General features: G+C 67.7%; 25 protein-coding genes and 1 tRNA gene. 23 read left to right on the top strand and 3 right to left on the bottom strand.

Going from position 1 to position 23,308, the window contains the following annotated elements; genetic code table 11:
• Positions 1-9 precede the first annotated feature (9 nt).
• From eno to ACFOMD_RS13760, 10 genes are all read left to right on the top strand, one after another.
• Entirely contained in the window at positions 10-1,287 is a 1,278-nt protein-coding gene (gene eno, locus ACFOMD_RS13715; protein WP_380862317.1) for a phosphopyruvate hydratase, read from the top strand.
• Between the two features lie 117 nt (positions 1,288-1,404).
• Positions 1,405-1,725, top strand: a complete 321-nt coding sequence (locus ACFOMD_RS13720; protein ID WP_380862319.1) for an FtsB family cell division protein — start codon at positions 1,405-1,407, stop codon at positions 1,723-1,725.
• Between the two features lie 60 nt (positions 1,726-1,785).
• The gene (gene pdhA, locus ACFOMD_RS13725) at positions 1,786-2,838 is read left to right on the top strand and encodes a pyruvate dehydrogenase (acetyl-transferring) E1 component subunit alpha (RefSeq protein WP_380862321.1); all 1,053 of its coding nucleotides are present in this window, start codon (positions 1,786-1,788) and stop codon (positions 2,836-2,838) included.
• Positions 2,838-4,238 carry a pyruvate dehydrogenase complex E1 component subunit beta gene (locus ACFOMD_RS13730; protein ID WP_380862323.1) on the top strand — a complete coding sequence of 467 codons (1,401 nt, stop codon included), beginning with the start codon at positions 2,838-2,840 and terminating at the stop codon, positions 4,236-4,238. The genes pdhA and ACFOMD_RS13730 overlap by 1 nt, the downstream gene beginning before the upstream one ends.
• Before the next feature lie 16 nt (positions 4,239-4,254).
• The gene (locus ACFOMD_RS13735) at positions 4,255-5,958 is read left to right on the top strand and encodes a sensor domain-containing diguanylate cyclase (RefSeq protein ID WP_380862325.1); all 1,704 of its coding nucleotides are present in this window, start codon (positions 4,255-4,257) and stop codon (positions 5,956-5,958) included.
• A gap of 117 nt (positions 5,959-6,075) precedes the next feature.
• Complete coding sequence (locus ACFOMD_RS13740; RefSeq protein ID WP_380862327.1) at positions 6,076-7,413, top strand: pyruvate dehydrogenase complex dihydrolipoamide acetyltransferase; 1,338 nt, start codon at positions 6,076-6,078, stop codon at positions 7,411-7,413.
• A gap of 68 nt (positions 7,414-7,481) precedes the next feature.
• Positions 7,482-7,868 carry a hypothetical protein gene (locus tag ACFOMD_RS13745; protein ID WP_380862329.1) on the top strand — a complete coding sequence of 129 codons (387 nt, stop codon included), beginning with the start codon at positions 7,482-7,484 and terminating at the stop codon, positions 7,866-7,868.
• Positions 7,861-9,258: a dihydrolipoyl dehydrogenase gene (lpdA, locus tag ACFOMD_RS13750; RefSeq protein WP_380862331.1), complete on the top strand. Its 1,398-nt coding sequence runs from the start codon at positions 7,861-7,863 to the stop codon at positions 9,256-9,258. Before ACFOMD_RS13745 ends, lpdA begins: the two co-directional genes overlap by 8 nt.
• Positions 9,259-9,276: 18 nt before the next feature.
• Entirely contained in the window at positions 9,277-9,642 is a 366-nt protein-coding gene (locus ACFOMD_RS13755) for a VOC family protein (protein ID WP_380862333.1), read from the top strand.
• Between the two features lie 143 nt (positions 9,643-9,785).
• Positions 9,786-10,436 carry a CCXG family PEP-CTERM protein gene (locus ACFOMD_RS13760; RefSeq protein ID WP_380862335.1) on the top strand — a complete coding sequence of 217 codons (651 nt, stop codon included), beginning with the start codon at positions 9,786-9,788 and terminating at the stop codon, positions 10,434-10,436.
• Here the strand turns inward: ACFOMD_RS13760 and ACFOMD_RS13765 are convergent.
• Positions 10,433-10,834, bottom strand: a complete 402-nt coding sequence (locus ACFOMD_RS13765; protein WP_380862337.1) for a VOC family protein — start codon at positions 10,832-10,834, stop codon at positions 10,433-10,435. The two genes, ACFOMD_RS13760 and ACFOMD_RS13765, sit on opposite strands and share 4 nt — an antisense overlap.
• A 78-nt stretch (positions 10,835-10,912) precedes the next feature.
• Positions 10,913-11,437, bottom strand: a complete 525-nt coding sequence (locus ACFOMD_RS13770) for a DUF4402 domain-containing protein (RefSeq protein WP_380862339.1) — start codon at positions 11,435-11,437, stop codon at positions 10,913-10,915.
• Positions 11,438-11,717: 280 nt separating this feature from the next.
• Between ACFOMD_RS13770 and ACFOMD_RS13775 the strand changes: the two genes are divergently transcribed.
• From ACFOMD_RS13775 to ACFOMD_RS13800, 6 genes are all read left to right on the top strand, one after another.
• Positions 11,718-12,116 carry a cupin domain-containing protein gene (locus ACFOMD_RS13775; RefSeq protein WP_380862341.1) on the top strand — a complete coding sequence of 133 codons (399 nt, stop codon included), beginning with the start codon at positions 11,718-11,720 and terminating at the stop codon, positions 12,114-12,116.
• Positions 12,117-12,159: 43 nt separating this feature from the next.
• Complete coding sequence (locus ACFOMD_RS13780) at positions 12,160-12,570, top strand: YciI family protein (protein ID WP_380862343.1); 411 nt, start codon at positions 12,160-12,162, stop codon at positions 12,568-12,570.
• Between the two features lie 25 nt (positions 12,571-12,595).
• Positions 12,596-13,129: a GFA family protein gene (locus ACFOMD_RS13785; RefSeq protein ID WP_380862345.1), complete on the top strand. Its 534-nt coding sequence runs from the start codon at positions 12,596-12,598 to the stop codon at positions 13,127-13,129.
• A gap of 32 nt (positions 13,130-13,161) precedes the next feature.
• Positions 13,162-13,593, top strand: a complete 432-nt coding sequence (locus ACFOMD_RS13790; protein ID WP_380862347.1) for a DUF5990 family protein — start codon at positions 13,162-13,164, stop codon at positions 13,591-13,593.
• Positions 13,594-13,612: 19 nt separating this feature from the next.
• Entirely contained in the window at positions 13,613-14,392 is a 780-nt protein-coding gene (locus ACFOMD_RS13795; RefSeq protein WP_380862349.1) for a LytTR family DNA-binding domain-containing protein, read from the top strand.
• A gap of 106 nt (positions 14,393-14,498) precedes the next feature.
• Positions 14,499-15,437: an acyl-CoA thioester hydrolase/BAAT C-terminal domain-containing protein gene (locus ACFOMD_RS13800; protein ID WP_380862351.1), complete on the top strand. Its 939-nt coding sequence runs from the start codon at positions 14,499-14,501 to the stop codon at positions 15,435-15,437.
• 7 nt (positions 15,438-15,444) lie between these two features.
• Here ACFOMD_RS13800 and ACFOMD_RS13805 read toward each other — a convergent pair.
• Positions 15,445-15,534: transfer RNA gene (locus ACFOMD_RS13805), tRNA-Ser, on the bottom strand.
• 77 nt (positions 15,535-15,611) lie between these two features.
• Here ACFOMD_RS13805 and ACFOMD_RS13810 point away from each other — a divergent pair.
• The 7 genes from ACFOMD_RS13810 to ACFOMD_RS13840 all read left to right on the top strand — a co-directional run bounded on the left by ACFOMD_RS13810 (position 15,612) and on the right by ACFOMD_RS13840 (position 23,303).
• On the top strand, positions 15,612-16,817 hold the full coding sequence (locus ACFOMD_RS13810) for a lytic murein transglycosylase (protein WP_380862353.1): 1,206 nt from the start codon (positions 15,612-15,614) through the stop codon (positions 16,815-16,817).
• Positions 16,765-17,616, top strand: a complete 852-nt coding sequence (locus ACFOMD_RS13815) for a septal ring lytic transglycosylase RlpA family protein (RefSeq protein ID WP_380862355.1) — start codon at positions 16,765-16,767, stop codon at positions 17,614-17,616. The genes ACFOMD_RS13810 and ACFOMD_RS13815 overlap by 53 nt, the downstream gene beginning before the upstream one ends.
• Before the next feature lie 21 nt (positions 17,617-17,637).
• Positions 17,638-18,807 (top strand): D-alanyl-D-alanine carboxypeptidase family protein, encoded by a 1,170-nt coding sequence (locus ACFOMD_RS13820; RefSeq protein ID WP_380862357.1) that lies wholly within the window; start codon positions 17,638-17,640, stop codon positions 18,805-18,807.
• Between the two features lie 266 nt (positions 18,808-19,073).
• Positions 19,074-19,697, top strand: coding sequence for a dTMP kinase (gene tmk, locus ACFOMD_RS13825; RefSeq protein WP_380863449.1), 624 nt, complete (start codon positions 19,074-19,076; stop codon positions 19,695-19,697).
• A 271-nt stretch (positions 19,698-19,968) separates the two neighbouring features.
• Positions 19,969-20,937 (top strand): DNA polymerase III subunit delta', encoded by a 969-nt coding sequence (locus ACFOMD_RS13830; protein WP_380862359.1) that lies wholly within the window; start codon positions 19,969-19,971, stop codon positions 20,935-20,937.
• 32 nt (positions 20,938-20,969) lie between these two features.
• A complete protein-coding gene (metG, locus tag ACFOMD_RS13835; protein ID WP_380862361.1) occupies positions 20,970-22,514 on the top strand; it encodes a methionine--tRNA ligase in 1,545 nt (514 codons plus the stop codon).
• 12 nt (positions 22,515-22,526) lie between these two features.
• Positions 22,527-23,303, top strand: a complete 777-nt coding sequence (locus tag ACFOMD_RS13840; protein WP_380862363.1) for a TatD family hydrolase — start codon at positions 22,527-22,529, stop codon at positions 23,301-23,303.
• Positions 23,304-23,308: the final 5 nt, after the last annotated feature.

Consider the following 23,308-nt stretch of genomic DNA (forward strand, 5'->3'; position numbering starts at 1 on the left):
GAGAAGCCAATGACCGCGATCATCGACATCCATGCCCGCCAGATCCTCGACAGCCGCGGCAATCCGACGGTCGAGGTCGACGTGTTGCTGGAGGACGGCAGCTTCGGCCGCGCCGCCGTGCCGTCGGGCGCCTCGACCGGTGCGCATGAAGCTGTCGAGAAGCGCGATGGTGACAAGTCGCGCTACCTCGGCAAGGGGGTCACGCAGGCGGTCGCCGCGGTCAACGGCGAGATCGCCGACGCCATCCTCGGCCTCGATGCCGAGGACCAGGTCGAGCTCGACCAGATGATGATCGAGCTCGACGGCACGGCGAACAAGAGCCGCCTCGGCGCCAATTCGATCCTCGGCGTCAGCCTGGCGGCGGCGAAGGCCGCGGCGGATGCTCGCGGCCTGCCGCTCTACCGCTATGTCGGCGGCGTGTCGGCGCTGACGCTCCCGGTGCCGATGATGAACATCATCAACGGCGGCGCGCACGCCGATAATCCCATCGATTTCCAGGAATTCATGATCATGCCGGTCGGCGCCGAGACGCTGGCCGAGGCGGTACGCGTCGGCGCCGAGATTTTCCACACGCTGAAGAGGGGCCTGCACGACAAGGGCCTTGCCACGGCGGTCGGCGACGAAGGCGGCTTCGCGCCGAACCTCGCCAGCGCGCCCGAAGCGCTCGACTTCATCATGCAGTCGATCGAGAAGGCCGGCTACAAGCCCGGCGACGACGTCATGCTGGCGCTCGACTGCGCCGCCACCGAATTCTTCAAGGACGGCAAATATGTCCTTGAAGGGGAAGGGCGTTCGCTCTCGCCGGTCGAGATGGCCGACTATCTCGCCGACCTCGCCGGCCGCTACCCGATCATCTCGATCGAGGACGGCATGTCGGAGGATGATTTCGAGGGCTGGAAGGCGCTGACCGACAAGATCGGCAACAAGGTGCAGCTGGTCGGCGACGACCTGTTCGTGACCAACCCGGCGCGCCTGCGCGACGGCATCGGCCGCGGCCTGGCCAACTCGATCCTCATCAAGGTCAACCAGATCGGTACGCTGACCGAGACCCTGGAAGCGGTCGAGACGGCGCACCGCGCCCGCTACACCTCGGTGATGTCGCACCGCTCGGGCGAGACCGAGGATTCGACGATCGCCGACCTCGCGGTCGCCACCAACTGCGGACAGATCAAGACCGGCTCGCTGGCACGCTCCGACCGGCTTGCCAAGTACAACCAGCTGATCCGCATCGAGGAGCAGCTCGGCGATGCGGCGCGCTATGCCGGCCGTTCGATCCTGCGCGGCTGATCCGATCTGCTTATGCTTTTGCCCGCGGGACCGGCGAAACTGAGTCTCGCGGGCAACACCATCAGGAAAGTTGAAAATCCGCTTGAATCCAAGACTCAAGCGTGATTCATGGTGTTCATGAGCGAACGGACGGGTGCCTTTGATCTACTGCGCGGCGCGATGGTGCCGACGCTGTGCATCCTCGTCGCCGGCTACTTCGCCTATCATGCGTTCGCCGGCCGCACCGGCGTGTTCGCGCTCGGCGACTACAAGGCCGAGCAGGTCGAGATGGCGGCAAAGGCGGAAGCCGTCGCCGAGCGCAAGGCGCATCTCGAGCGCCGCGTCGCGCTGCTCGACCCGCGCCGGGTCGATCCCGACCTTGCCGACGAGCTGGTTCGCGGCAACCTTGGCGTGGTCCGTCCCGACGAAGTCGTGGTGAAGCTGCCGAAAGCTGGTTGAACGAAGAGGGTCTAGGCTCGTATAGCCAGCCCAAGTTCAATCACGAGAGGGCCTTCCCCCGTGGCCAAATCGCCTGCTCGCAAGACCGCGTCCGCCGAACCGCCGATCCCGAATCGCGAGCGCCCGGCGCAACCGGATCGGTACAAGGCGTCGGCGGAGGAGCTGACCGAATTCTACCGGCAGATGCTGCTGATCCGCCGCTTTGAGGAGAAGGCGGGCCAACTGTACGGCATGGGCCTGATCGGCGGCTTCTGCCACCTGTACATCGGCCAGGAAGCCGTTGCCGTCGGCCTGCAGTCGGCGCTGACCATCGGCAAGGACAGCGTGATCACCGGCTATCGCGACCATGGCCACATGCTCGCCTACGGCATCGACCCGAAGGTGATCATGGCCGAGCTGACGGGCCGGGCCGCCGGCATTTCGCGCGGCAAGGGTGGTTCGATGCACATGTTCAGCGTCGAGCACGGCTTCTACGGCGGCCACGGCATCGTCGGCGCCCAGGTGTCGCTCGGCGCCGGCCTGGGCTTTGCGCACAAGTACAAGGACGATGGCGGCATCTGCCTCGCCTATTTCGGCGATGGCGCCGCGAACCAGGGCCAGGTGTACGAGAGCTTCAACATGGCGGAGCTGTGGAAGCTGCCCGTCGTGTTCGTCATCGAGAACAACCAGTACGCCATGGGCACCAGCGTCAACCGCTCGAGCGCCGAGGACCAGCTGTACCGGCGCGGTGAATCCTTCCGCATCCCCGGCATCCAGGTCGACGGCATGGACGTGCTCGCGGTGCGCGGCGCCGCCGAGGTGGCGATCAACTGGGCGCGCGAGGGCAAGGGCCCGGTGCTGCTCGAGATGAAGACCTACCGTTACCGCGGCCACTCGATGTCCGACCCGGCGAAATACCGGTCGCGCGAGGAAGTGCAGGCGATGCGCGACAAGTCGGACCCGATCGAGGGCGCCAAGCGCGAGCTGGAGAAGCTCGGCGTCGGCGAGGATGCGCTGAAGGCGATCGAAAAGGAGATCAAGGCGGTGGTCGCCGAATCCGCCGACTTCGCCGAGCAGAGCCCTGAGCCGCCGCTCGACGATCTTCATACCGACGTTCTGGTGGGGACCTACTGATGGCGACCGAGATCAAGCTGCCCGCCATGTCGCCGACAATGGAGGAGGGCACCCTCGCCAAATGGCTGGTCGAGGAAGGCGCCACGGTAAAGCCGGGCGACGTCATCGCCGAGATCGAGACCGACAAGGCGACGATGGAGCTGGAAGCCGACGAGGGTGGCACCGTCACCAAGATCCTCGTCCCTGGCGGCACCGACAATGTGAAGGTCGGCACCCTGATCGCGATCATCGCGGCCGAGGGCGAAGAGGCCGAGGCGCCCGCCGCCAAGGCGGAAGCGCCGAAGGAGGAAGCGCCGAAGGCTGAGGCGAAGGCCGAAGAATCTGCCGCCGCGACGCCGACCGAGACCAAGACCGACGCCAAGCCCAAGGAAACGCCGGCATCGCTCGCCGTCGAGCCCGATGTGCCCGCCGGCACCGAGATGGTCCGACAGACCGTTCGCGAGGCGCTGCGCGACGCGATGGCCGAGGAGATGCGCTCCGACGACCGCGTGTTCGTGATGGGCGAGGAAGTCGCCGAATATCAGGGTGCCTACAAGGTCACGCAGGGCCTGCTCGACGAGTTCGGGCCGAAGCGCGTCATCGACACGCCGATCACCGAGTATGGCTTTGCCGGCGTCGGCACGGGCGCCGCGATGGGCGGCCTGCGCCCGATCATCGAGTTCATGACGTTCAACTTCGCCATGCAGGCGATCGACCACATCATCAACTCGGCGGCGAAGACCAACTATATGTCGGGCGGCCAGATGCGCTGCCCGATCGTGTTCCGCGGCCCCAACGGCGCGGCCAGCCGCGTCGCCGCGCAGCACAGCCAGAACTACGCGCCCTGGTACGCCAGCGTCCCCGGCCTGATCGTCATCGCGCCGTACAGCGCCGCCGACGCCAAGGGGCTGCTGAAGGCGGCGATCCGCTCGCCCGACCCGGTGGTGTTCCTCGAGAACGAGCTGCTCTACGGCCAGCAGTTCGATGTGCCGAAGCTCGACGACCATGTCCTGCCGATCGGCAAGGCGCGCGTCGTGCGCGAGGGCAAGGACGTGACGCTCGTCTCCTATTCGATCGGCGTCGGCATCGCGCTCGACGCGGCGTCGAAGCTGGAAGGCGAGGGGATCAGCGCTGAGGTCATCGACCTGCGCACCCTGCGTCCGCTCGATCGCGGCACCGTGCTGAAGAGCCTTTCGAAGACCAACCGTATCGTGGTGGTCGAGGAAGGCTGGCCGACCTGCTCGATCGCCTCGGAGATCGCGGCGATCGCGATGGAAGACGGTTTCGACGACCTCGACGCGCCGGTCTTGCGCGTGACCAACGTCGATGTGCCGCTGCCCTATGCCGCCAATCTGGAGAAGGCGGCGCTCATCAAGGTCGAAGATGTCATCGCCGCCGCCAAGAAGGTGTGCTACCGCTAGCCCTCGAGGGGAAGGCGTGCCGGGTAGACTTCTTCTAGGCTTCATCGCGCTGTGCACGGCGCTGTTGGCGCTGACCGCGCCGGCGGCGGCGCAGCCGTGGCCGACCGTCGAGCTTCGCGACAAGCTGTGCACGGCGCAGACCGCGCGCGAGCTGTCGGTCGCCGAAGTGTTCGAGATGACGCCCGACTGCGTCGGCGAGCCGCGCGACTATCAGCATGAATGGCTGTGGCTGTTCGCCGACCCGAAGGACTTCAAGCTGGTCGCGGGCGAGCAGCCGGCGCATCTGCTGATCGACCAGACCCGCTTCGATCGCATCCGTGTGCTGCTGCGCTACGCCGACGGGTCGATCGTCCCCTACGACTTCCACGACGGCGAGCTCGGCCGCAGCTGGGGCCTCGGCGGGCACCTCGATTTCGACGTCCCCTATAACGGTCAGCAGCTTACCGGCGTCGCCATCGGCTTTGAGAACATGGTGCACTACCCGCTGATGCGGAAAGTGCGGCTGATGCACGACCCGGCGTTCGACAGCATGCAGCATGCGTGGATCATGACGCTCGGCCTCGTGCTCGGCGCGATGGGCGCCACACTCATGTACAATCTTTTCCTCTACGCCGGCGTCGCCGACGCCTTTCAGCGCATCTACGTGCTGTGGGCGATCAGCGCCTTCGTCTACGCGCTCTGCTGGTCGAACCTGATCTTCTACGTGTTCCCCGGCCTCGCCGGCACCACCGGCGTGCGGCTCAACATGGTGGCGGCGAGCGGCGTGCTCACCTTCGGCACCCTGTTCTTCACGCTGTTCATCGAGCCCGGGCGGCTGCCGCGCTGGTACCGGCGCACGCTCGACGGCATCGCCATCGGCATCCTCTTCGCCGGCCTGCTGGCGGCGCTCGATCCGCTCGGCCTCGCGCCCGAGATGGACAAGGCGTTCAATCTCCTCGCCACCGTCAATCTCGCGCTGTTGCTGTCGGGCATCGCCATCGCCTGGGTGGGGCAGAGCCGCGCGGTCACCTTCTATGCGCTCGCCTGGGCGGCGCCGCTGTTCGTCGTCGGCGCGCGGCTGGCGCGCAATTTCGGCTATGTCGGGCAGAACGACCTCGTCGACATGGCGACCTTCCTGTCGATCACCGTGCAGACGGTGCTGCTGTCGCTCGGCATCGCCGACCGGCTCGGGCGGCTGAAGGGCGAGCGCGATCAGGCGACGGCCGAGCGCGAGGAGATGCGGCTGCTCGCCGAGACCGACCTGCTCACCGGCCTCTACAATCGCCGCGGCTTCGTCACCCGCGCACAGGCGCTGCTGGCCCGGCCCGGCCCGTTCGGGCTGCTCGTCACCGACCTCGATCATTTCAAGGCGATCAACGACCGGCTCGGCCACAACGCCGGCGACAATGTGCTCGAGCGGGTGGGGCGGATCATCGCCGAGGCAACCGAGGGCACCTATGTTGCCGGGCGGCTGGGTGGCGAGGAATTTGGCGTCGCGGCGCGATTGGACGGCCCCGAACTGGAAGCGCTCGCCGAGCGGCTGCGCCTCGCCATCGCCGACGCCGACATGACCGATCTGCTCGGCCCCGCCGCCAGCCTCACGATGAGCGTCGGCCTTACCGACCGCCGCGCCGACCCGGAGATCAGCTTCGAGCGGCTCTACAACCTCGCTGACCAGGCGCTCTACCGCGCCAAGCAGCTCGGCCGGAACCGGATCGCGGCGCCCGGAATCGCCGCCTAGGTACGCGATTCGGCGTATCGTGTACCAGACAGGTTCATATGGGCGGCGGCGGCTTGTCGCAGGCATTGGGCGGGCGTAAGAACCGCTCAGTCCGTGCACTCAACGCAAGGTCCGTACATGCCCATCGACATCACCATGCCCGCGCTGTCCCCCACCATGGAAACGGGGACGCTCGCGAAGTGGCTCGTGAAGGAAGGGGACACGATCAAGCCCGGCGACGTGATCGCCGAGATCGAGACCGACAAGGCGACCATGGAGGTCGAGGCGGTCGACGAGGGCACCATCGTCAAGCTGCTGGTCGCCGAAGGCACCGACGAAGTGCCGGTCGGCAAGGTGATCGCGGTGCTGGCCGAAGAGGGCGAGGAGGTTTCCGCCGCGGCTGCGCCGAAGGAAGAGACGAAGGCCGAACCGAAGGCCGCCGAGAAGCCGGCCGAGCCCGCCAAGGCGGAAACCCCTGCCGAGACAAAGGCTGAGCCGAAGCCCGAACCCAAGGCCGAGGAAGCGCCGAAAGCGGCTGCTCCGGCCCCGGCACCTGCGCCCGCCAAGTCGTCCGGCGACCGCGTGAAGGCCTCGCCGCTCGCCCGCCGCCTCGCCGAGGCGAAGGGCGTCGATCTCGCCTCGCTGACCGGCTCCGGCCCCAACGGCCGCATCGTCAAGGCCGACCTCGACAAGGCGCCCGCTGGCGCCGGCGCGCCCGCTACCGCCGGTGCCGCACCATCGGCTGCCGCAGCCCCGGTCGCCGCGCCGATCCACGGCGCGCCCGAGGGCGTGCCGGCCGAGACGATCAAGCTGTCGAACATGCGCAAGACCATCGCGCGCCGCCTCGCGGAATCGAAGCAGACCGTCCCGCACTTCTATCTGACGATCGACGTTCGCCTCGATCCGCTGCTGAAGCTGCGCAGCCAGCTCAACGCCGCGCTCAGCGAGGACAAGAAGCTGTCGGTCAACGACCTCGTCATCAAGGCGCTGGCGCTGGCGCTCATTGAAGTGCCCGACGCCAATGTCCAGTTCGCCGGCGATAATCTCTACAAGTTCGGCCGCGCCGACATCTCGGTGGCGGTTGCCATTCCGGGCGGCCTGATCACCCCGGTGATCCGCGACGCCGACAACAAGCGCCTTAGCCAAATCGCCGTCGAGATGAAGGATCTCGCCGCCCGCGCCCGCGACGGCAAGCTGAAGCCGGAAGAGTTCAGCGGCGGCACCGCCTCGCTGTCCAACCTCGGCATGTTCGGCATCAAGCAGTTCGACGCGGTCATCAACCCGCCGCAGGCGATGATCCTCGCCGTCGGCTCGGGCGAGAAGCGGCCCTATGTCGTCGACGACGCGCTCGCCATCGCCACGGTGATGTCGGCCACCGGCAGCTTCGACCACCGCGCCATCGACGGCGCCGTCGGCGCGCAGCTGATGGCCGCTTTCAAGCGGCTGGTCGAGAACCCGCTGGCGATGCTGGCTTGATCGAAACCAGGCAGCTCTGGAAGGTCCCAGCGACTGCCGTGTTTGGAACGTTTGCCGGAGCGGTCCTGATGTTTGTGGCAGACGGGGCGTTCAGGAATGCGCCGAACGGCGGCTTCGGCTGGCTTATTAGTTTGCCTACCCTGCTTCTGTTGGGTTTCGTTGCTGCGCTTCCCATCGCTGTCGAAGCGCTGCCGTGGGTTTCTGCGGGAACGATCCTGTCCTTCTGGCCATTGTGTCGCTTTTTTCGCGAGCGCACTGCCCGCAATCTGCTGATCGTCCTGCTGTGGGGCGCGACCATGGGGGCGGTGTTCGGGCTTTATGCGGTCGGCACGCGGGATTTGGGCGGCGGTGAGGGGCCGGTCGGACCTTGGGTAGGCGCGTTCTTCGGATTGGTTACCGCCGCCTTCGGGCGTGGGCTTATGGGCCAAGATGTAGAGGATGAAGACAATGGCTGACAAATTCGACCTCGTCGTTCTTGGTTCGGGCCCGGGCGGCTATGTCGCGGCCATCCGCGCGGCGCAGCTCGGGATGAAGGTGGCGATTGTCGAGCGGGAGCGGCTGGGCGGCATCTGCCTCAACTGGGGCTGCATCCCGACCAAGGCGCTGCTGCGCACTTCGGAAATCTATCACTACATGACACATGCCGACGCCTATGGGCTGAAGGTCGAGAAGGCGAGTTTCGATCTCGCCAAGGTCGTCGACCGCTCGCGCAAGGTCGCGGGGCAGCTCAATGCCGGCGTCAAAGGCTTGATGAAGAAGAACAAGGTCACTGTCGTCGAGGGCGAGGGGCGGCTGACGGGCAAGACGCAGGTCACGGTGAAGGGCGCGCAGGGCGAGCAGCTGCTCGATGCGAAGAATGTCATCGTCGCCACCGGCGCCCGCGCCCGCGAGCTGCCGCACCTGAAAGCCGACGGCCAGCGCGTCTGGACCTATCGCCACGCGATGACGCCGGCCGAGATGCCGACCAAGCTGCTGGTCATCGGCTCGGGCGCGATCGGCATCGAGTTCGCCAGCTTCTACAACGACATGGGCGCCGAGGTGACGGTCGTCGAAATGCTCGACCGCATCGTGCCGGTCGAGGACGCCGACGTCTCCGCCTTCATGGAAAAGGCCGTCACCAAGCAGGGCATCAAGATCCTGACCAAAGCTTCGGTCGAGAAGATCGAGACCGGGCTCGACGGCGTGAAGGCGACCATCAAGGGCAGCGACGGCAAGTCGGCGACCGACAGCTACAGCCACGTCATCCTCGCCATCGGCATCGCGCCGAACACCGAGAATCTCGGGCTGGAATCATTGGGCGTGAAGCTCGACCGCGGCCACATCGTCACCGACGGCTATGGCCGCACCGGTGTCGAGGGGCTGTGGGCGATCGGCGACGTCACCGGCGCGCCCTGGCTGGCGCACAAGGCGAGCCATGAAGGCATCATCGCCGTCGAGACGATGGCCGGGGTGAAGGGCGTCCACCCGATGGACAAGTCGAACATCCCGGGCTGCACCTATGCCCGGCCGCAGATCGCCAGCGTCGGCCTGACCGAGGCGAAGGCGAAGGAAGCGGGCCGCAAGGTGAAGGTCGGCAAGTTCCCCTTCGTCGGCAACGGCAAGGCGATCGCGCTCGGCGAGGCGGAGGGCTTCGTGAAGACGGTGTTCGACGCCGATACCGGCGAGCTGCTCGGCGCGCACATGATCGGCGCCGAGGTTACCGAGCTGATCCAGGGCTATGTCATCGCCCGCAGCCTCGAGACCACCGAGGCCGAGCTGATGCACACGGTGTTCGCGCACCCGACCTTGAGCGAGATGATGCACGAGAGCGTGCTCGACGCTTACGGACGCGCGCTGCACTATTAACCGGGAAGGAGAGGGGCCATGTTCGCGGGGATCAACGTCGTCTCGATCACGGTTGCCGACCTCGACGAGGGCCGCGCCTTCTATCGCGACAAGCTCGGCTTGGGCGAACCGCTCTACGATCTGCCCGACGACGGCTGGATCGAGTTCGGCACCGGCGGCGGCGGCAATGTCTCGCTGGTCCCGGCGGGCCCCGGCTGGCATCCCTCGACCGGCACCACCATCGTGCTCAACGTCGCCGATTGCCACGCGGCGGTCGCCGAACTGCGCCGGCGCGGGGTGATGTGCGAGGAGCCGCAGGTGTTCCCGGGCTTCGTCACCTTCGCCAGCTTTCACGATCCGTTCGGCAACCGGCTGCAGATGTGCAGCCCGGCGCCCGCTGAATAGCGTCGGTCGAGCTTACACTTGCCGGTCGCGCCGGCGGCGCGCTTCTGCCTAACGTCTTCAGCGAGATAAGCTTTCGCCGCTTGGCCCGGATGCTGCTATCATCGTGGCAGATGCCGCGTGGGGGCGGCGAGGGGGTTTTGGATATGCGTGTTGTGACCAAGCTGGCGATGGCCGCGACGCTTGCCCTGTCGGCGGCGATGCCCGCGACGGCGAGTCAGATCCTGTGGCAGTCGCGCGCCGGCAGCGGCGGTGGCTTCAACAACGCCGAGGCGTTCCGCACCGCGGTCAACGCCTCGATGGCGACCGCGGCGACGCCGGGCTATGGCGACGCGACCATCGGCCTGTTCCAGGGCATCACCAACGGCACGCTGTTCGGATCGAACAGCAACATTGTCCACCGCACCACCATCAACTTCGCGGTCGCGACGCCCAGCGTCTGGGATTTCCGCTTCAGCTATGACTTCGGCGGCGGCGGCGCGATCTTCATCGACGGCGCCGCCTCGATGTTCCGCAGCTACGACAGCTGGGCCGGCGGCGACATCGGCGGGCCGGACGCGTTCGCCGCGTTCAACCAGAACCTCGGCGCCGGCGTGCACCAGCTCGTGGTCTATGGCTATGAGGGCTGTTGCGACGGCCCGGTCAGCGGCCAGTACCGCGCCGACGGCGGTAACTGGACGACCTTCGGCGCGAACGACGGCCTGACGCCCGAAGAGGTGCCCGAGCCCGCCGCGCTGGCCTTCCTCGGCCTCGGCGTCGCCGGCCTCGCGCTGCGGCGCCGCCGGCGTCAGGGCTAAAGCGCGGGCTTGCTCCGGAAGCAGGCCTCGATGTTGTTGCCGTCGGGATCGAGCACGAACGCGCCATAGTAGTTCGGCACGCCGTCACGCGGCCCCGGCGGGCCGTTGTCGCGGCCGCCTGCCTGCAGTGCTGCTTCGTAGAAGGCGTCGACCGCCACCTCATCCTTTGCGACGAAGGCGACATGCGTCTGGTTGAGGCCGGCGCGCGATCCCTCCGCCCAATAGGAGGGGCGGCTGATGCCGATCCAGAGATAGGGATACTCATCGACGCTGCGGCCGAGCAGGAAGGCCTCGTCGCCATTGTCCACGGTGAGGAGGCCGAGCGGCCGGGCGATCGCCTCGTAGAAGCGGCGGGCCGCGGCGAGGTCGGTGACCACGAATCCGGTATGATCGAGCATGGCGGACCAATGCGCGAACTGGGCAGGCGTTCCGAAAAAAGGGGCGCGGCAACGGCCGCGCCCAGGCAGCTCGAAAACTTAGTTGTAGGCGACCGTCACGTTGAAGGTGCCGGTGTAGTTGCCGCTCACCGTGGTGTTCGCCACGGTGATCGCGCCGCCGACGCCGATGGTGACGTTGCCCGCGGTGCCGATAGTGCCGCCGATCGTGCCGGTCGCGGCCGCAGCGGTGGTGACGGCGAGCGTCTCGGAGCCGCCGGTACGCGTCATGCTGAAGTTCGGCGCCGTGATCGAAAAGGTCTGACCGCCTTCGCCCGCCACGGTGAACGCCGCGCGGCCTGAGGTCGAGGTGGCAAGCGCGCCGCCGCCTGCGCCGGTGATCGCGCGCGCGCCGGTGGTCTGGTCGATGGTGATGGTGTTGGTGCCGGCGGTCGCCGCCTTCACGATCGAACCGAAGGCCAGATCCGAGGTCTTGGTCAGCGTGATCGCCTGGAGAATGCGCGTCGTGCCGGTGGTCGATTGAGTGGCCGACGCCTGCGCCAGCGCCGCACCCGAGGTGCCGACCATCGTCAGCGCCGCCACACCGAAAAGGATCTTCCTGATCATCGTTTCCGCTAAGCCCCTGTTGCGCACCTGCCCCCAGGTACCGTTTGATTACGGTAAAGCAATTGTCGTGCCGAGCCTGCAAGATGCTGTGTGCAGGGTGTTTTTTTGTAAATTGGCAGTAGCGCTGTCACCAGTTTGTAAAATCGGTCGACACTGGATGTATCGTTGTTCGCGCGGCCGCAAATCCACGGAATCGACACAGGGTTCGACCAAGGGCGTTGCCTCGCCCGTCCGGCGGCTCGACACTCGCGGTTCTTTGATACGCCGCAGGTGAGCCCGAATGACCGACCGTGATGCCAACCTCGTCATTGAGCCGGGCGAGGGCCGTCCCTATGCGATGGGGACGATGCAGGCGCTGTTCCTCGCCGACGAGGCGGAGACCGACGCGAGCTACAGCATTTCCGAATGGTGGCTCGATCCGCATAGCGCCGGGCCGGGCGCGCACAGCCACGAGACGCACGACGACATCTTCTACGTGATCGAGGGCGAGATGAGCTTCCTCGTCGGCGATCAATGGCGCGTGGTGGGCAAGGGCGGCTTCGTCCGCGTCGGCCGCGGCACCACGCATGATTTCCGCAACGACGGCGACGTGCGCGCCGGCATGCTCAACATCTACATCCCCGGCGGCTTCGAGCGCGACATGGCGGGGATCGTCAAATGGTTCGCCGAGAACAGCTGACGACAGCGCGGCGCGGCGAAGCAAAATTCCTGGGGAGGCAGATATGCAGTTGAGTTCGACGCTTCGGCTGATCGGTATCGCGAGCGTCGCGATGATTGCCGCCACGGCGGCCGTCGCGCAGGCGCCCGCGACGACGGCGCAAGTCACGCCGCCGCAGGCCAAGGCGGAGCCGCTGTTCGCAATCATCTATCGCGCCGGCCCGGCGTGGAAGGCGAATGTCCCGATGCGCGATCAGGGGCTGCTCGAGCATTTCTACTACATCCGCGACCAGCATCGCGCCGGGCGCATCATCGTCGCCGGCCCGCTCGGCGCGGAGGGCGGACTGGTGCTGGTGCGCGCGGCGGATCAGGCGGCGGCCGAGGCGCTGATGAAGGCCGACCCGGCGGTGACCGCGGGCAAGTTCGTCGGCACGGTCAGCCCCTTCACCGCCCGCTTTCCCGGCACGGTCGGCTGAATTTTCCCCTTACGGAGCCATTTTTATGACCCGAACCGACCTGAGCTGCGCCTGCGGCGGCGTGCGGCTCGCGGCCGACGGCGCGCCGATCGCCAGCGTCGATTGCTGCTGCACGAGCTGCCGCGCCGCCGCCGAGCGGATACAGCGGCTTCCCGGCGCACCGGCCACGGTCGACGCCCATGGCGGCACGCCGTTCGTGCTCTTCCGCAAGGACCGGGTGCGCTTCACGCAGGGCGCCGACCAGCTCGCCGGCTTCCGCCTGACGCCCGACGCGCCGACCCGCCGCGTGGTCGCCGCCTGCTGCAACACGCCGGTGTTTCTCGAATTCCAGTCGGGTCACTGGCTCAGCCTCTACGCCCATCTCTGGCCGGCCGGCGCGCGGCCGAAGACGGAGATGCGCACGATGACCGGCGACATGGAGAGCCGGCTGAGCCTGCCCGACGATATCCCCAACCCGAAGACGCATCGCGCCTCCTTCTTCGCCAGGCTGCTCTGGGCCTGGGTGGCGATGGGCTTCCGCGTCCCGAAGGTCGCGGTGGCGCGGGAAATCGAGGTCTAGGGCGCGGCGGCGGATCGGCCTATCGTCGCGGCATGGCAAAGGCCGATCAGACCGAGATCAGGCTGCGGATCGTGATCGAGCGACCCGTCGCCGGAGTCCTGCACAGCCTGCAAGGCAAGGATGACGCGCCGCTCGACCCGAAGACCTCGAAAGCGGGCGAGCCGCTCAGCTTCGATTTCCCGATCCGTGTCGGCCCCGGCCCGAGCTTCTTCGGCGATCAGGTACGGCGCGAGGGGCCGGTGCGGCGCTTCGTCTATATCCGCATCGGCGAGCTGGCCGGCGACCCGTCCTCGCCCTGGTCGCGGCGCATGAAGATCGACATCCACGACATCGGCGCCGAGATGATCGCCGCAGCGGTGCGTGGCGGCATCATCGAGATGGTCATCGACGGTACCGGCGTCGATGGCACGCCGGCCTGCGCGACCCTGAAGCCGATCGCGCGACGGGTGGTCCCGGCGGGCTGAGCAGGAGCGGGCAGCGAAGATGCAGATTGCAGCAACAAGGCCGATCGAGCCGACGCCCGCCCTCTGGTGGGCCGCGGCGGCCGCGGCGACATGGTCGACCTATGTCCTCATCTTCCTGCTGACGACGACGGAATCACCAGGCTGGGCCCTGCAGGCGGCGCTCGCCAACACCGCGCCGCTGCTGGCGCTGGCGATCGGAACGCGGCAGTTGCTGCGCGCGCTGCCGGTGACGCGGCCTTCGTTGCAGGCGTTGCGGCATCTGCTGTTCGCGATGTGCTTCGCGCTGTTCTGGTACGGCGGCACGCTGCTGATGATCGCGGCGCTGCGCGGCCTTGCCGGACGCGGCTTCGAGATCGTTGCCTTCCACCCGACCGCCTTTGCTTGGCAGAGCTTCCAGAGCGTGGCGCTCTATGCGCTGATCGCCGTGACGGCTGGCCGCCCCGCGCGCGAGGGAAGGGCGCCGACACCGGCGGAGCCGAAGCGCTATTTCCTCAGCGCCGGCAAGAGCATCCGTCCGGTCTCCGAGAGCGAGATCGTGTCGATCGCCGGCGCCAAGGGCTATTCGGAGGTGGTCACGGTGCAGGGCGAGCGCTGCCTGTCGCGGGTCAGTCTCGACAGCTTCGAAAGCGACCTCGGCGCGCGCTTCCTGCGCCTGCACCGCTCGATCCTCGTCAACCCCGCGCACCTCGTTCGCCTCGAGCCGGCAGCCGGCGGACGGATGACCGCGCTGCTGGCCAGCGGCGAGACGGTCCCGGTCAGCCGTTCGGGCGCGGGGCTGGTCCGCGCGTTGATGGTCTGAGGCGGCGCGTTCGTCGCAGCCAATGTCCGTTGATTGAGAATGCCCGGTGAGGCGCTTGCCGCGCCCGCCGCCGCGCGCCAGCTTCGCCGCGATGCGGGAGAAACACATGCTTCGATCGATCTGGCACCTCGGCGCGCTGGCTGCGCTGCTTGTCCTTACCCATCCGGCAACGGCGGTCGCGCAGCCAGCGCCGACCGAAGCCGCGCCAGCACCCGCCGAACTCACCGTCGCCGACGTCGGCTTCGCCGCCCGCTATTGGGAGCCGGCAACGGGACCGCGAAAGGCGCCGGTACTCGTGCTGCCGGGCTCCAACGGCGGCTATCCGTCGGCGCGGGTCGGCCGGTCGCTGGCGGCGGCCGGGCATCCGGTGGTGGGGCTGGCCTACTTCTCGGCCGCGCCCGCTATCCCCGGCCTGCCGACGCGCCTGCGCGAGATCCCGCTCGAATATGTCGACCGCGCCATCGGCTGGCTGGCGGCGAAGAGCGGCCGGCCGGTCGTGCTGATGGGAGAATCGCGCGGCGCCGAGCTGGCGCTGCTGCTCGGCAGCCGCCGGCCGAAACTGGCCGGCGTCATCGCCTTCGCGCCGACCACCGCCGTCTGGCGCGCGCCGCCGGCCGAGGCGAACGAGAAGCCCGCCGCGGCGTGGACCGAGAAGGGGAAGGGTGTCGCCTGGCTCTCAGACGACGACGCACCGGGCCTGACCTCCAACCAGCGCTTCGATCGCGCGCTGGCTCGCGGGAAGGGTGCCGCGCGCATCCCGGTCGAGCGCATCAAGGCACCCTTGCTGCTGATCGCCGGCGGCGACGACCGCATCTGGTCCTCAACCCCGGCCGCCCGCAGCATCCAAGCCAAGGTACCCAACGCGACCGTGCTGCACTATCCGGACGCCGGCCATCTACTGATGGGACCGGGCGCCGGCGTCAGCCGCTTCGAGGCGCCGGGCTTCGTCGTCGAGTTCGGCGGCACCGACGCCACCAACCTTGCCGCGCGCGAGGATGCCTGGGCGAAGACGCTGGCGTTTCTGGAGAAGGTTTCGGCGCGCTAAGGCCAAATGGCGGAGAGGGTGGGATTCGAACCCACGGTGAGCTTGCACCCACGGCGGTTTTCAAGACCGCTGCCTTAAACCACTCGGCCACCTCTCCGCGCTGGCGCTTCATTGCGGAAAAGCGCCGCAGTCCGCAAGGGCGGGCGGTTAGGGGATTCACACCCGAGTCCCGATGTGGCAAGACTGGTTAACAGCTCGCCCTGGGGGTTCATGTACAAGCGTATCGCTCTTCTGCTCGCGGCGGTGGCCGCGTCACCGTCCTTCGCGCAGAACGGGCTCGACCCGACCCCCGTCGCCCCCGATCCGGTTCCCGGCATCGTCGCCGTTCCGGCGCCCGCGCAGCCGCCGCTGCCGCCTGTCGAGGCGCCGCCGGCGATCATCGATCCGCACCAGACGGCGTTTCAGGCGTGGCTGACCGGCCCGTTCCGCCAGCAGGCGTTTACCGCTGGCGTGCGGCCCGAAACGCTCGACCGCGAGCTGGGCGGGCTCACCTATAACCCGCGCGTCGTGCAGCTCGATCAGGCGCAGCCCGATCGCAGCGCCACCTCGCAGCTCACCTATGCGACCTATCTGTCGCGCCACATCAACAACAACCGCATCAACGGCGGCCGCCGCCGCTACGGCGATCTGTTCGCGACCTTGCAGGGCATCGAGGGGCGCTATGGCGTGCCGCCCGAGGTGCTGGTCGGTTTCTGGGGCATCGAGACCAGCTATGGCGCGGTGACCGGCAATTTCGACCTCGTGCGGTCGTTGGCTACTTTGGCCTTCGAGGGGCGGCGGCGTGATCTGTTCAGCCGCGAGCTGGTCGCGGCGCTGCAACTGATCGAGCGGGGCTACATAAACCGCGGCGCGCTGGTCGGGTCGTGGGCCGGCGCGACGGGGCAGCCGCAGTTCCTGCCGAGCTCGGTATTGGCGCATGCCGCCGATGGCGATGGCGACGGCCGCGCCGACATCTGGAACAGCCAGGTCGATGCGCTCGCCTCGATCGCCAAGTTCATCGCGGACAAGGGCTGGAAAAAGGGTCAGCCCTGGGCGCAGCGCGTCTACGTGCCGCCGACGCTCGACCGCGAGCGGGTGCGCAATCTGACGCCGGTCGGCGAATGCGGCGGCATGAACTGGCGGCACAGCCGCTGGCTGACCGTCAAGGACTGGAAGGCGCTGGGCATCGTGCCGATGGGGCAGGTGTTTCCGGCGGAAACCATGCTCGCGACGTTGATCGAACCCGACGGAACGGGAACCGGGGGGTACCTGACCTATGGCAATTATCGCGCGATCCTTCGGTACAATTGCACCAATTTCTACGCGCTCACCGTCACGCATCTCGCCGATGCGATACGCGCCGCTCCTGGCGCTGGGGCTGCTGGCGGCCTGCGCCGGTAGTCCGGATCGCGGCGTCGGCACCGCCTCGGGCGCGGTCAAGGTCGGCAAGCCGTACCAGATCGCCGGTAAATGGTATCATCCGAAGGACGATGCCGGTTACGACGAAAGGGGCATTGCGTCGTGGTACGGCCCCGGCTTCCACGCCAAGGCGACCGCGACCGGCGAGACCTATGACCAGGACGCGCTGACCGCCGCGCACAAGACCTTGCCGATGCCGAGCTATGTCGAGGTGACCAACCTCGACAACGGCCGCCGCGCGACGCTCCGCATCAACGACCGCGGGCCGTTTGTCGACAAGCGGATCATCGACCTGTCGCGGCGTTCGGCGCAGCTGCTCGGCGTCGACAAGGTCGGGCTCGCGAAGGTGCGGGTGAAGCGGGTGCATCTCACGGAGCGCGAGATCGCGCGGCTCGGGCTGAACCCGACGGGCAGGGGACGTGGCCAGCAGCAGGCGGTGCAGGTGGCGGTGGCGACCCCGCCGCCGGTGCCGGTCCCCGTGCCGCAGCGCATCACCATCCCGCCGCGCCAGATCGTGGTGACGCCACCGCCCGCCACGGTGATGGTGCCGCCGGGGCAGCTTTACGTGCAGGTCGCGGCGCTGTCCGACCGGGTCCGCGCCGCCGATCTTGCCACCGCGCTCGAAAGCCTCGCCACGCCCAATATCGAGGCGACGCCGATGGGCCTGTTCCGCGTCCGCCTCGGGCCGTTCGCCGATGCCGCTTCCGCCGCCAAGGTGCTGGATGAGCTGCAGGCGGCGGGCTATAGCGACGCGCGGGTCGTCGGCCTTCCCGTCAGTTGATCTAAACCGGAGTTCTGTCTCATGCGTCAGTTCGCGCGCCTTCCGCTTCTCGCTCTCCTCGTGGCGGCCGTTCCGGCGGTGGCGCAGCCGACGCACCAGACCGTCGCGCCCTTCGCCTATATGAAGGACCTGTCGTCGGGGCAGGTGCTCTATTCCAAGGGCGCCGATCAGCGCATCCCGCCGGCCTCGATGGGCAAGATGATGACGGTCTATGTCGTCTTCGACCTCATCAAGAAGGGCGAGGTGAAGCTCGACCAGAAGATCCGCGTCCGGCCCGAGACCTGGCAGCAGTGGCATGGCCCGAAGGCCGGTTCGACGATGTTCCTGTCGGCGAACGAGGAAGTGTCGGTCGAGGATCTGCTGCACGGTATCGTGACGCTGTCGGGCAACGACGCCTGCGTGGTGCTGGCCGAAGGGCTGGCCGGCACCGAGCCGGCGTTCGCGCAGATGATGAACCAGGTGGCGAAGCGCATCGGCCTCAAGGGTTCGAACTTCGCCAATTCGAACGGCTGGCCCGACGACATGGAATATGTGACCGCGCGCGACCTCGCGGTGATCGGCGAGCGGACGATTCTCGATTTCCCCAACCTCTACAAGAAGTTCTACGGGCAGCCGAGCTTCACCTGGGGCAAGACCCTCGGGTCGGGCGCGCCGATCACGCAGGGCAACCGCAACCCGATCCTCGGCCGCGTCCGCGGTGCCGACGGCCTCAAGACCGGCCATACCGAAGCCGCGGGCTATGGCTTTACCGGTTCGGCGGTGCAGGATGGGCGTCGCCTCGTCATGGTGCTCGGCGGGCTCAACTCGATGAACGAGCGCGTCAAGGAATCGGTCGCCTTCATGGAATGGGGCTTCGGCGCGTGGAAGGCGCAGCCGCTCGCCAAGGCGGGAACGGTGATCGAGACCGCCGAGGTGCACCTCGGTGACAAGGCCACCGTCGGCCTGACCGCGCCGCGCGACTACAGCATGACCGTGCCGCGCCTCGGCGGCGGCGAGGTCAAGGTGAAGGTCGTCTATAACGGCCCGATCCGCGCCCCGATCGCCAAGGGCCAGCGCGTCGCCGAGCTGCAGGTCAGCCGCCCCGGCATGCCGACCGCCACCCTACCGCTGGTCGCCGCCGAAGCGGTGGGCGAGGCGGGGCCGTTCGGGCGTCTTTCGTCCAACTTCCGCAACCTGTTCTTCGGCAACTAGGGCCTGAACTCACAAAGGATATCATTCGGGATGGCACGGAGAAGCCCAAGGACCAGGAGTGGCCGCGCAGGCGGGCCTATCGGCCCCCGGCAAGCGGACGCGACGACGTTCTTGGGCTTCTCCGTGCCACGCGAAGCGCGGCGTCAGGAAGGCCGAATCAGCGCGCCGCTCGCTTGCCAGCTACCACTTGGTAGCTGGCCGCACTCGCTCACTCGCTCCGGCCTTCCTGACGCCGTCCCGAACGACATCCTTTGTGAGTTCAGGCCCTGATGACCGGCCGCTTCGTCAGCTTCGAAGGCGGGGAGGGGGCCGGCAAGTCGACGCAGCTCCGCCGCCTCGCCGAGCGGCTGCGCGAAGCGGGGCAGGAGGTTGTCACCACGCGTGAGCCCGGTGGCACGCCCGGCGCCGATGCGATCCGCCAGCTCATCCTGACCGGCGATGCCGACCGCTGGGGCGTGCGCGCCGAAGCGCTGCTGATGAACGCATCGCGCGCGGATCATGTCGAACGGCTGATCCGGCCGACCGTCGCGCGCGGCGCCTGGCTGATTACCGACCGCTATGCGGATTCGACGTTGGTCTATCAGGGCGTCGGCGGCGGGTTGCCCGAGGACGAGTTGCGGGCGCTGCATCAGGTGGCAACCGATGGCCTGTGGCCCGATCTGACCCTGATCCTCGATATTCCCGAGGGTGAGGGGCTGGCGCGGGCCACCGCGCGCGCCGGCGCCGAGATGCGCTTCGAATCGAAGGGGGCCGCGTTCCATGCCGCTGTGCGCGACGGCTTCCGCCAGCGAGCCGCCGCCGAACCCGATCGCTGCAAGCTGATCGATGCCAGCGGCAGCGTCGAAGACGTCGCCACGCGCATCTGGGCGGCCGTGCAGCCGCTGCTTTAGGCCCCTGCAATTTCACGTCATCCTGACGAAAGTCAGGATCTCCGCGTGGAGGGCACTGCCCATCGCAGATCGCGCCACCTCATCCACGAGATCCTGACTTTCGTCAGGATCTCCGCGTGGAGGGCACTGCCCATCGCAGATCGCGCCACCTCATCCACGAGATCCTGACTTTCGTCAGGATGACGACCTAGGATAGGTGGCGCCGCACTTTCGTCGGGATGACCGCTTCGGGGAAGGTGACGCCGCCACCGCCAACCGCTAATCGTTTGTCATGCTCGCCGGTCACCTCGAACCGCAGAAATCCTTCCTCGACGCCTGGGCGTCGGGCCGCATCCACCATGCGTGGCTGCTCGCCGGGCCGACCGGGATCGGCAAGCGGACTTTCGCCGATGCCGCTGCCGCGCATGTGCTGGCGAGCGCCGGCGGGCCACCCGAGGGCATTGCCGCTGACCGGCTCGCGGTCTCGCCCGAGCACCGCATCGCCAAGCTGATCGCCGCCGGCAGCCACCTCGACCGCCGTGTGCTGACCCGCGAGGAGCGCGACAGCGGTGGGCTCGCGGCCAACATCAGCGTCGATCAGGTGCGTTCGCTGCAGCCGATCTTCCGCTCGACGCCCGGCCTGTCGCCGTGGCGGGTGGTGATCGTCGATGCGATCGACGACATGAACCGCGCCGCCGCCAACGCCTTCCTCAAGAACCTCGAGGAGCCGCCGGCCAACACCTTGTTCCTGCTGATCAGCCATGCGCCGGGACGGCTGCTGCCGACCATCCGCTCGCGCTGCCGCATCCTGCGCTTTCAGCCGCTAAGCCAGGGCGAGGTGCGTGAGGTGCTGACCGGGCAACTGCCCGAGAGCGATCCGCGCGAGATCGAGACGCTGGCCGCACTTTCCGAAGGCAGTCCGGGCCGCGCGCTGCGCTTCGCCGGGCTCGATATCGACGGATTGCAGAAGTCGCTCGCCGACTTGGCCGGCGCGGCACCGTCGCAGCGGCAGCCGCTGGCGCTGGCGTTGGCCAAGTCGCTCGCCGGCAAGACCGCGCAGCCGCGCTACGAGGCGTTCCTCGAGCTGGCGCCCGCCTTCCTCGCCGAAAAGGCGCAGCGGCAGACGGGGAGGGCGCTCGCCCGCACGCTCGAGCGCTGGGAGCGGGCGCACACGCTTGGCGCGCAGGCGCAGGGGCTGTCGCTCGACGCGCAGAGCGTCACCTATGAGCTCGCCAACCTCGTTGCCTCCGCGGAGGGGTGACGGAGGCTTCCGCGCCGTGTAATCCCGCGCCCATGTCGACGCGCGAAAAATTCTACATCACCACCGCCATCGCCTATCCGAACGGCCGCCCGCACATGGGCCATGCCTATGAGGCGATCGCCACCGACTTCATCGCCCGCTTCCATCGGCTGGAAGGGCGCGACGTCACCCTGCTGACCGGCACCGACGAGCATGGGCTGAAAATGGTGAAGACCGCGCGCGAGGCCGGGATGGACACGCGCGCCTTCGCCGATTCCATGATGCCGCACTTCACCGCGATGATGGAGAAGCTGAATATCGGCTACGACCGCTTCATCCGCACCTCGACCGAGGCGCATTATCGCGGCGTCACCGAGCTGTGGAAGCGCATGGCGGCGGCGGGCGACATCTACCTCGACCGCTACGAGGGCTGGTACTCGATCCGCGACGAGGCCTATTACGACGAGAGCGAAATCGTCACCGCCGACACCGGCGAGAAGCTGTCGCCGCAGGGCACCGCGGTCGAGTGGACCGTCGAGGAGAGTTATTTCTTCAAGCTCTCAGAGTATGCCGACAAGCTGCTCGAACTGTACGAAAAGAACCCCGATTTCATCCAGCCGGCGAGCCGCCGCAACGAGATCCTGAACTTCGTGCGAGGCGGTCTCAAGGACCTGTCCGTCTCGCGCACCAGCTTCGACTGGGGCGTGCCGGTTCCGGGCGACGAGCGCCACGTCATGTATGTCTGGGTCGATGCGCTCACCACCTACATGACCGGCATCGGCTGGGCCGAGGACATGGCGCAGTGGCAGCGCACCTGGCCGGCCGATGTGCATATCATCGGCAAGGACATCGTGCGGTTTCACACCGTCTACTGGCCGGCGTTCCTGATGTCGGCGGGCCTGCCGCTGCCCAAGTCGGTGTTTGGCCACGGCTTCGTACTCAACCGCGGCGAGAAGATGTCGAAGTCGCTCGGCAATGTCGTCGAGCCGCTGGCGCTTGCCGATGCCTATGGCGTCGACCAACTCCGCTACTTCCTGCTGCGCGAGGTGCCGTTCGGGCAAGACGGCAGCTACAGCCATGACGCCATCGTCGCGCGCACCAACGGTGACCTCGCCAACGGTCTCGGCAATTTGACCCAGCGCTCGCTGTCGATGATCGCCAAGAACCTCGACGGCGTGCTGCCGACGCCGGGGCCGCGCACGCCTGAGGACGACGCGCTGTTTGCCGCCGCCGACGCGCTGCTGCCGCAGGTCCGCGCCGCCATGACGTCACTCTCCATCCACACCGCGCTGGAGGCGATCTGGCGGACGGTGACCGAGGGCGATGTCTATATCTCGGCGCAGGCACCGTGGGTGCTGAAGAAGAGCGATCCCGAGCGGATGGCGACGGTGCTGTACAACGTCGCCGAACTGGTGCGGCGCTTGGCGATCCTCGCGCAGCCGGCGATGCCGGCGGCGTGCGCGGCGTTGCTCGACCAGCTCGCGGTGCCGGCCGATGCGCGCGACTTCGCGAGCTACGACAAGGCCTTGCAGCCGGGGACTCAGCTCCCATCTCCGCAGGGCGTGTTCCCGCGCTGGTCCGAGCCGACCGAGGCCTGATGCTGATCGCCAATGTTGATAGATAGCCATTGCCACCTCAACTACGCCGGGCTCGTCGAGCAGCAGGGTGAGGTGCTGGCGCGCGCCCGCGCGGCGGGGGTGACGGGCATGCTCGGCATCGCCACCAAGAAGCATGAATGGCCCGACGTCATCGCCGTCGCCGAGCGCGAGGCCGATGTCTGGGCGACGATCGGCATCCATCCGCATGAGGCGGACAGCCATGTCGAGGTCGATACCGCCGCGCTGGTCGCGGCTGCCGCGCATCCGAAAGTCGTCGGCATCGGCGAGACCGGGCTCGACTATTATTACGACCATTCCGATCGCGGGCAGCAGCAGCGCTCCTTCCGCAGCCATATCGCCGCCTCGCGCGACACCGGGCTGCCGCTGATCGTCCATACCCGCGACGCCGAAGCCGATACCGCGGCGATCCTGCGCGAGGAGATGGGGAAGGGGGCCTTCCCCGGCGTCATCCACTGCTTCACCGCCAGCAAGGCCTTCGCGCAAGTGGCGCTCGATCTCGGCTTCTACATCTCGCTGTCGGGCATCGTGACCTTCAAGAGCGCCGCCGACCTGCAGGAGACGGCAAAGTCGATCCCGGCCGAGCGGCTGCTGGTCGAGACGGACTCGCCGTTCCTCGCGCCGGTGCCGATGCGCGGAAAGGTCTGCGAGCCGGCGTTCGTGGCGCACACCGCGCGCTTCGTTGCCGAGCTGCGCGGCATGTCGGATACCGCGCTGCGTGAGCTCACCACGACCAACTTCTTCAATCTGTTCGGAAAGGCCCGCGCCTAGTGCGG

Source organism: Sphingoaurantiacus capsulatus (assembly GCF_042648405.1).
Lineage (GTDB): Bacteria > Pseudomonadota > Alphaproteobacteria > Sphingomonadales > Sphingomonadaceae > Sphingoaurantiacus > Sphingoaurantiacus capsulatus.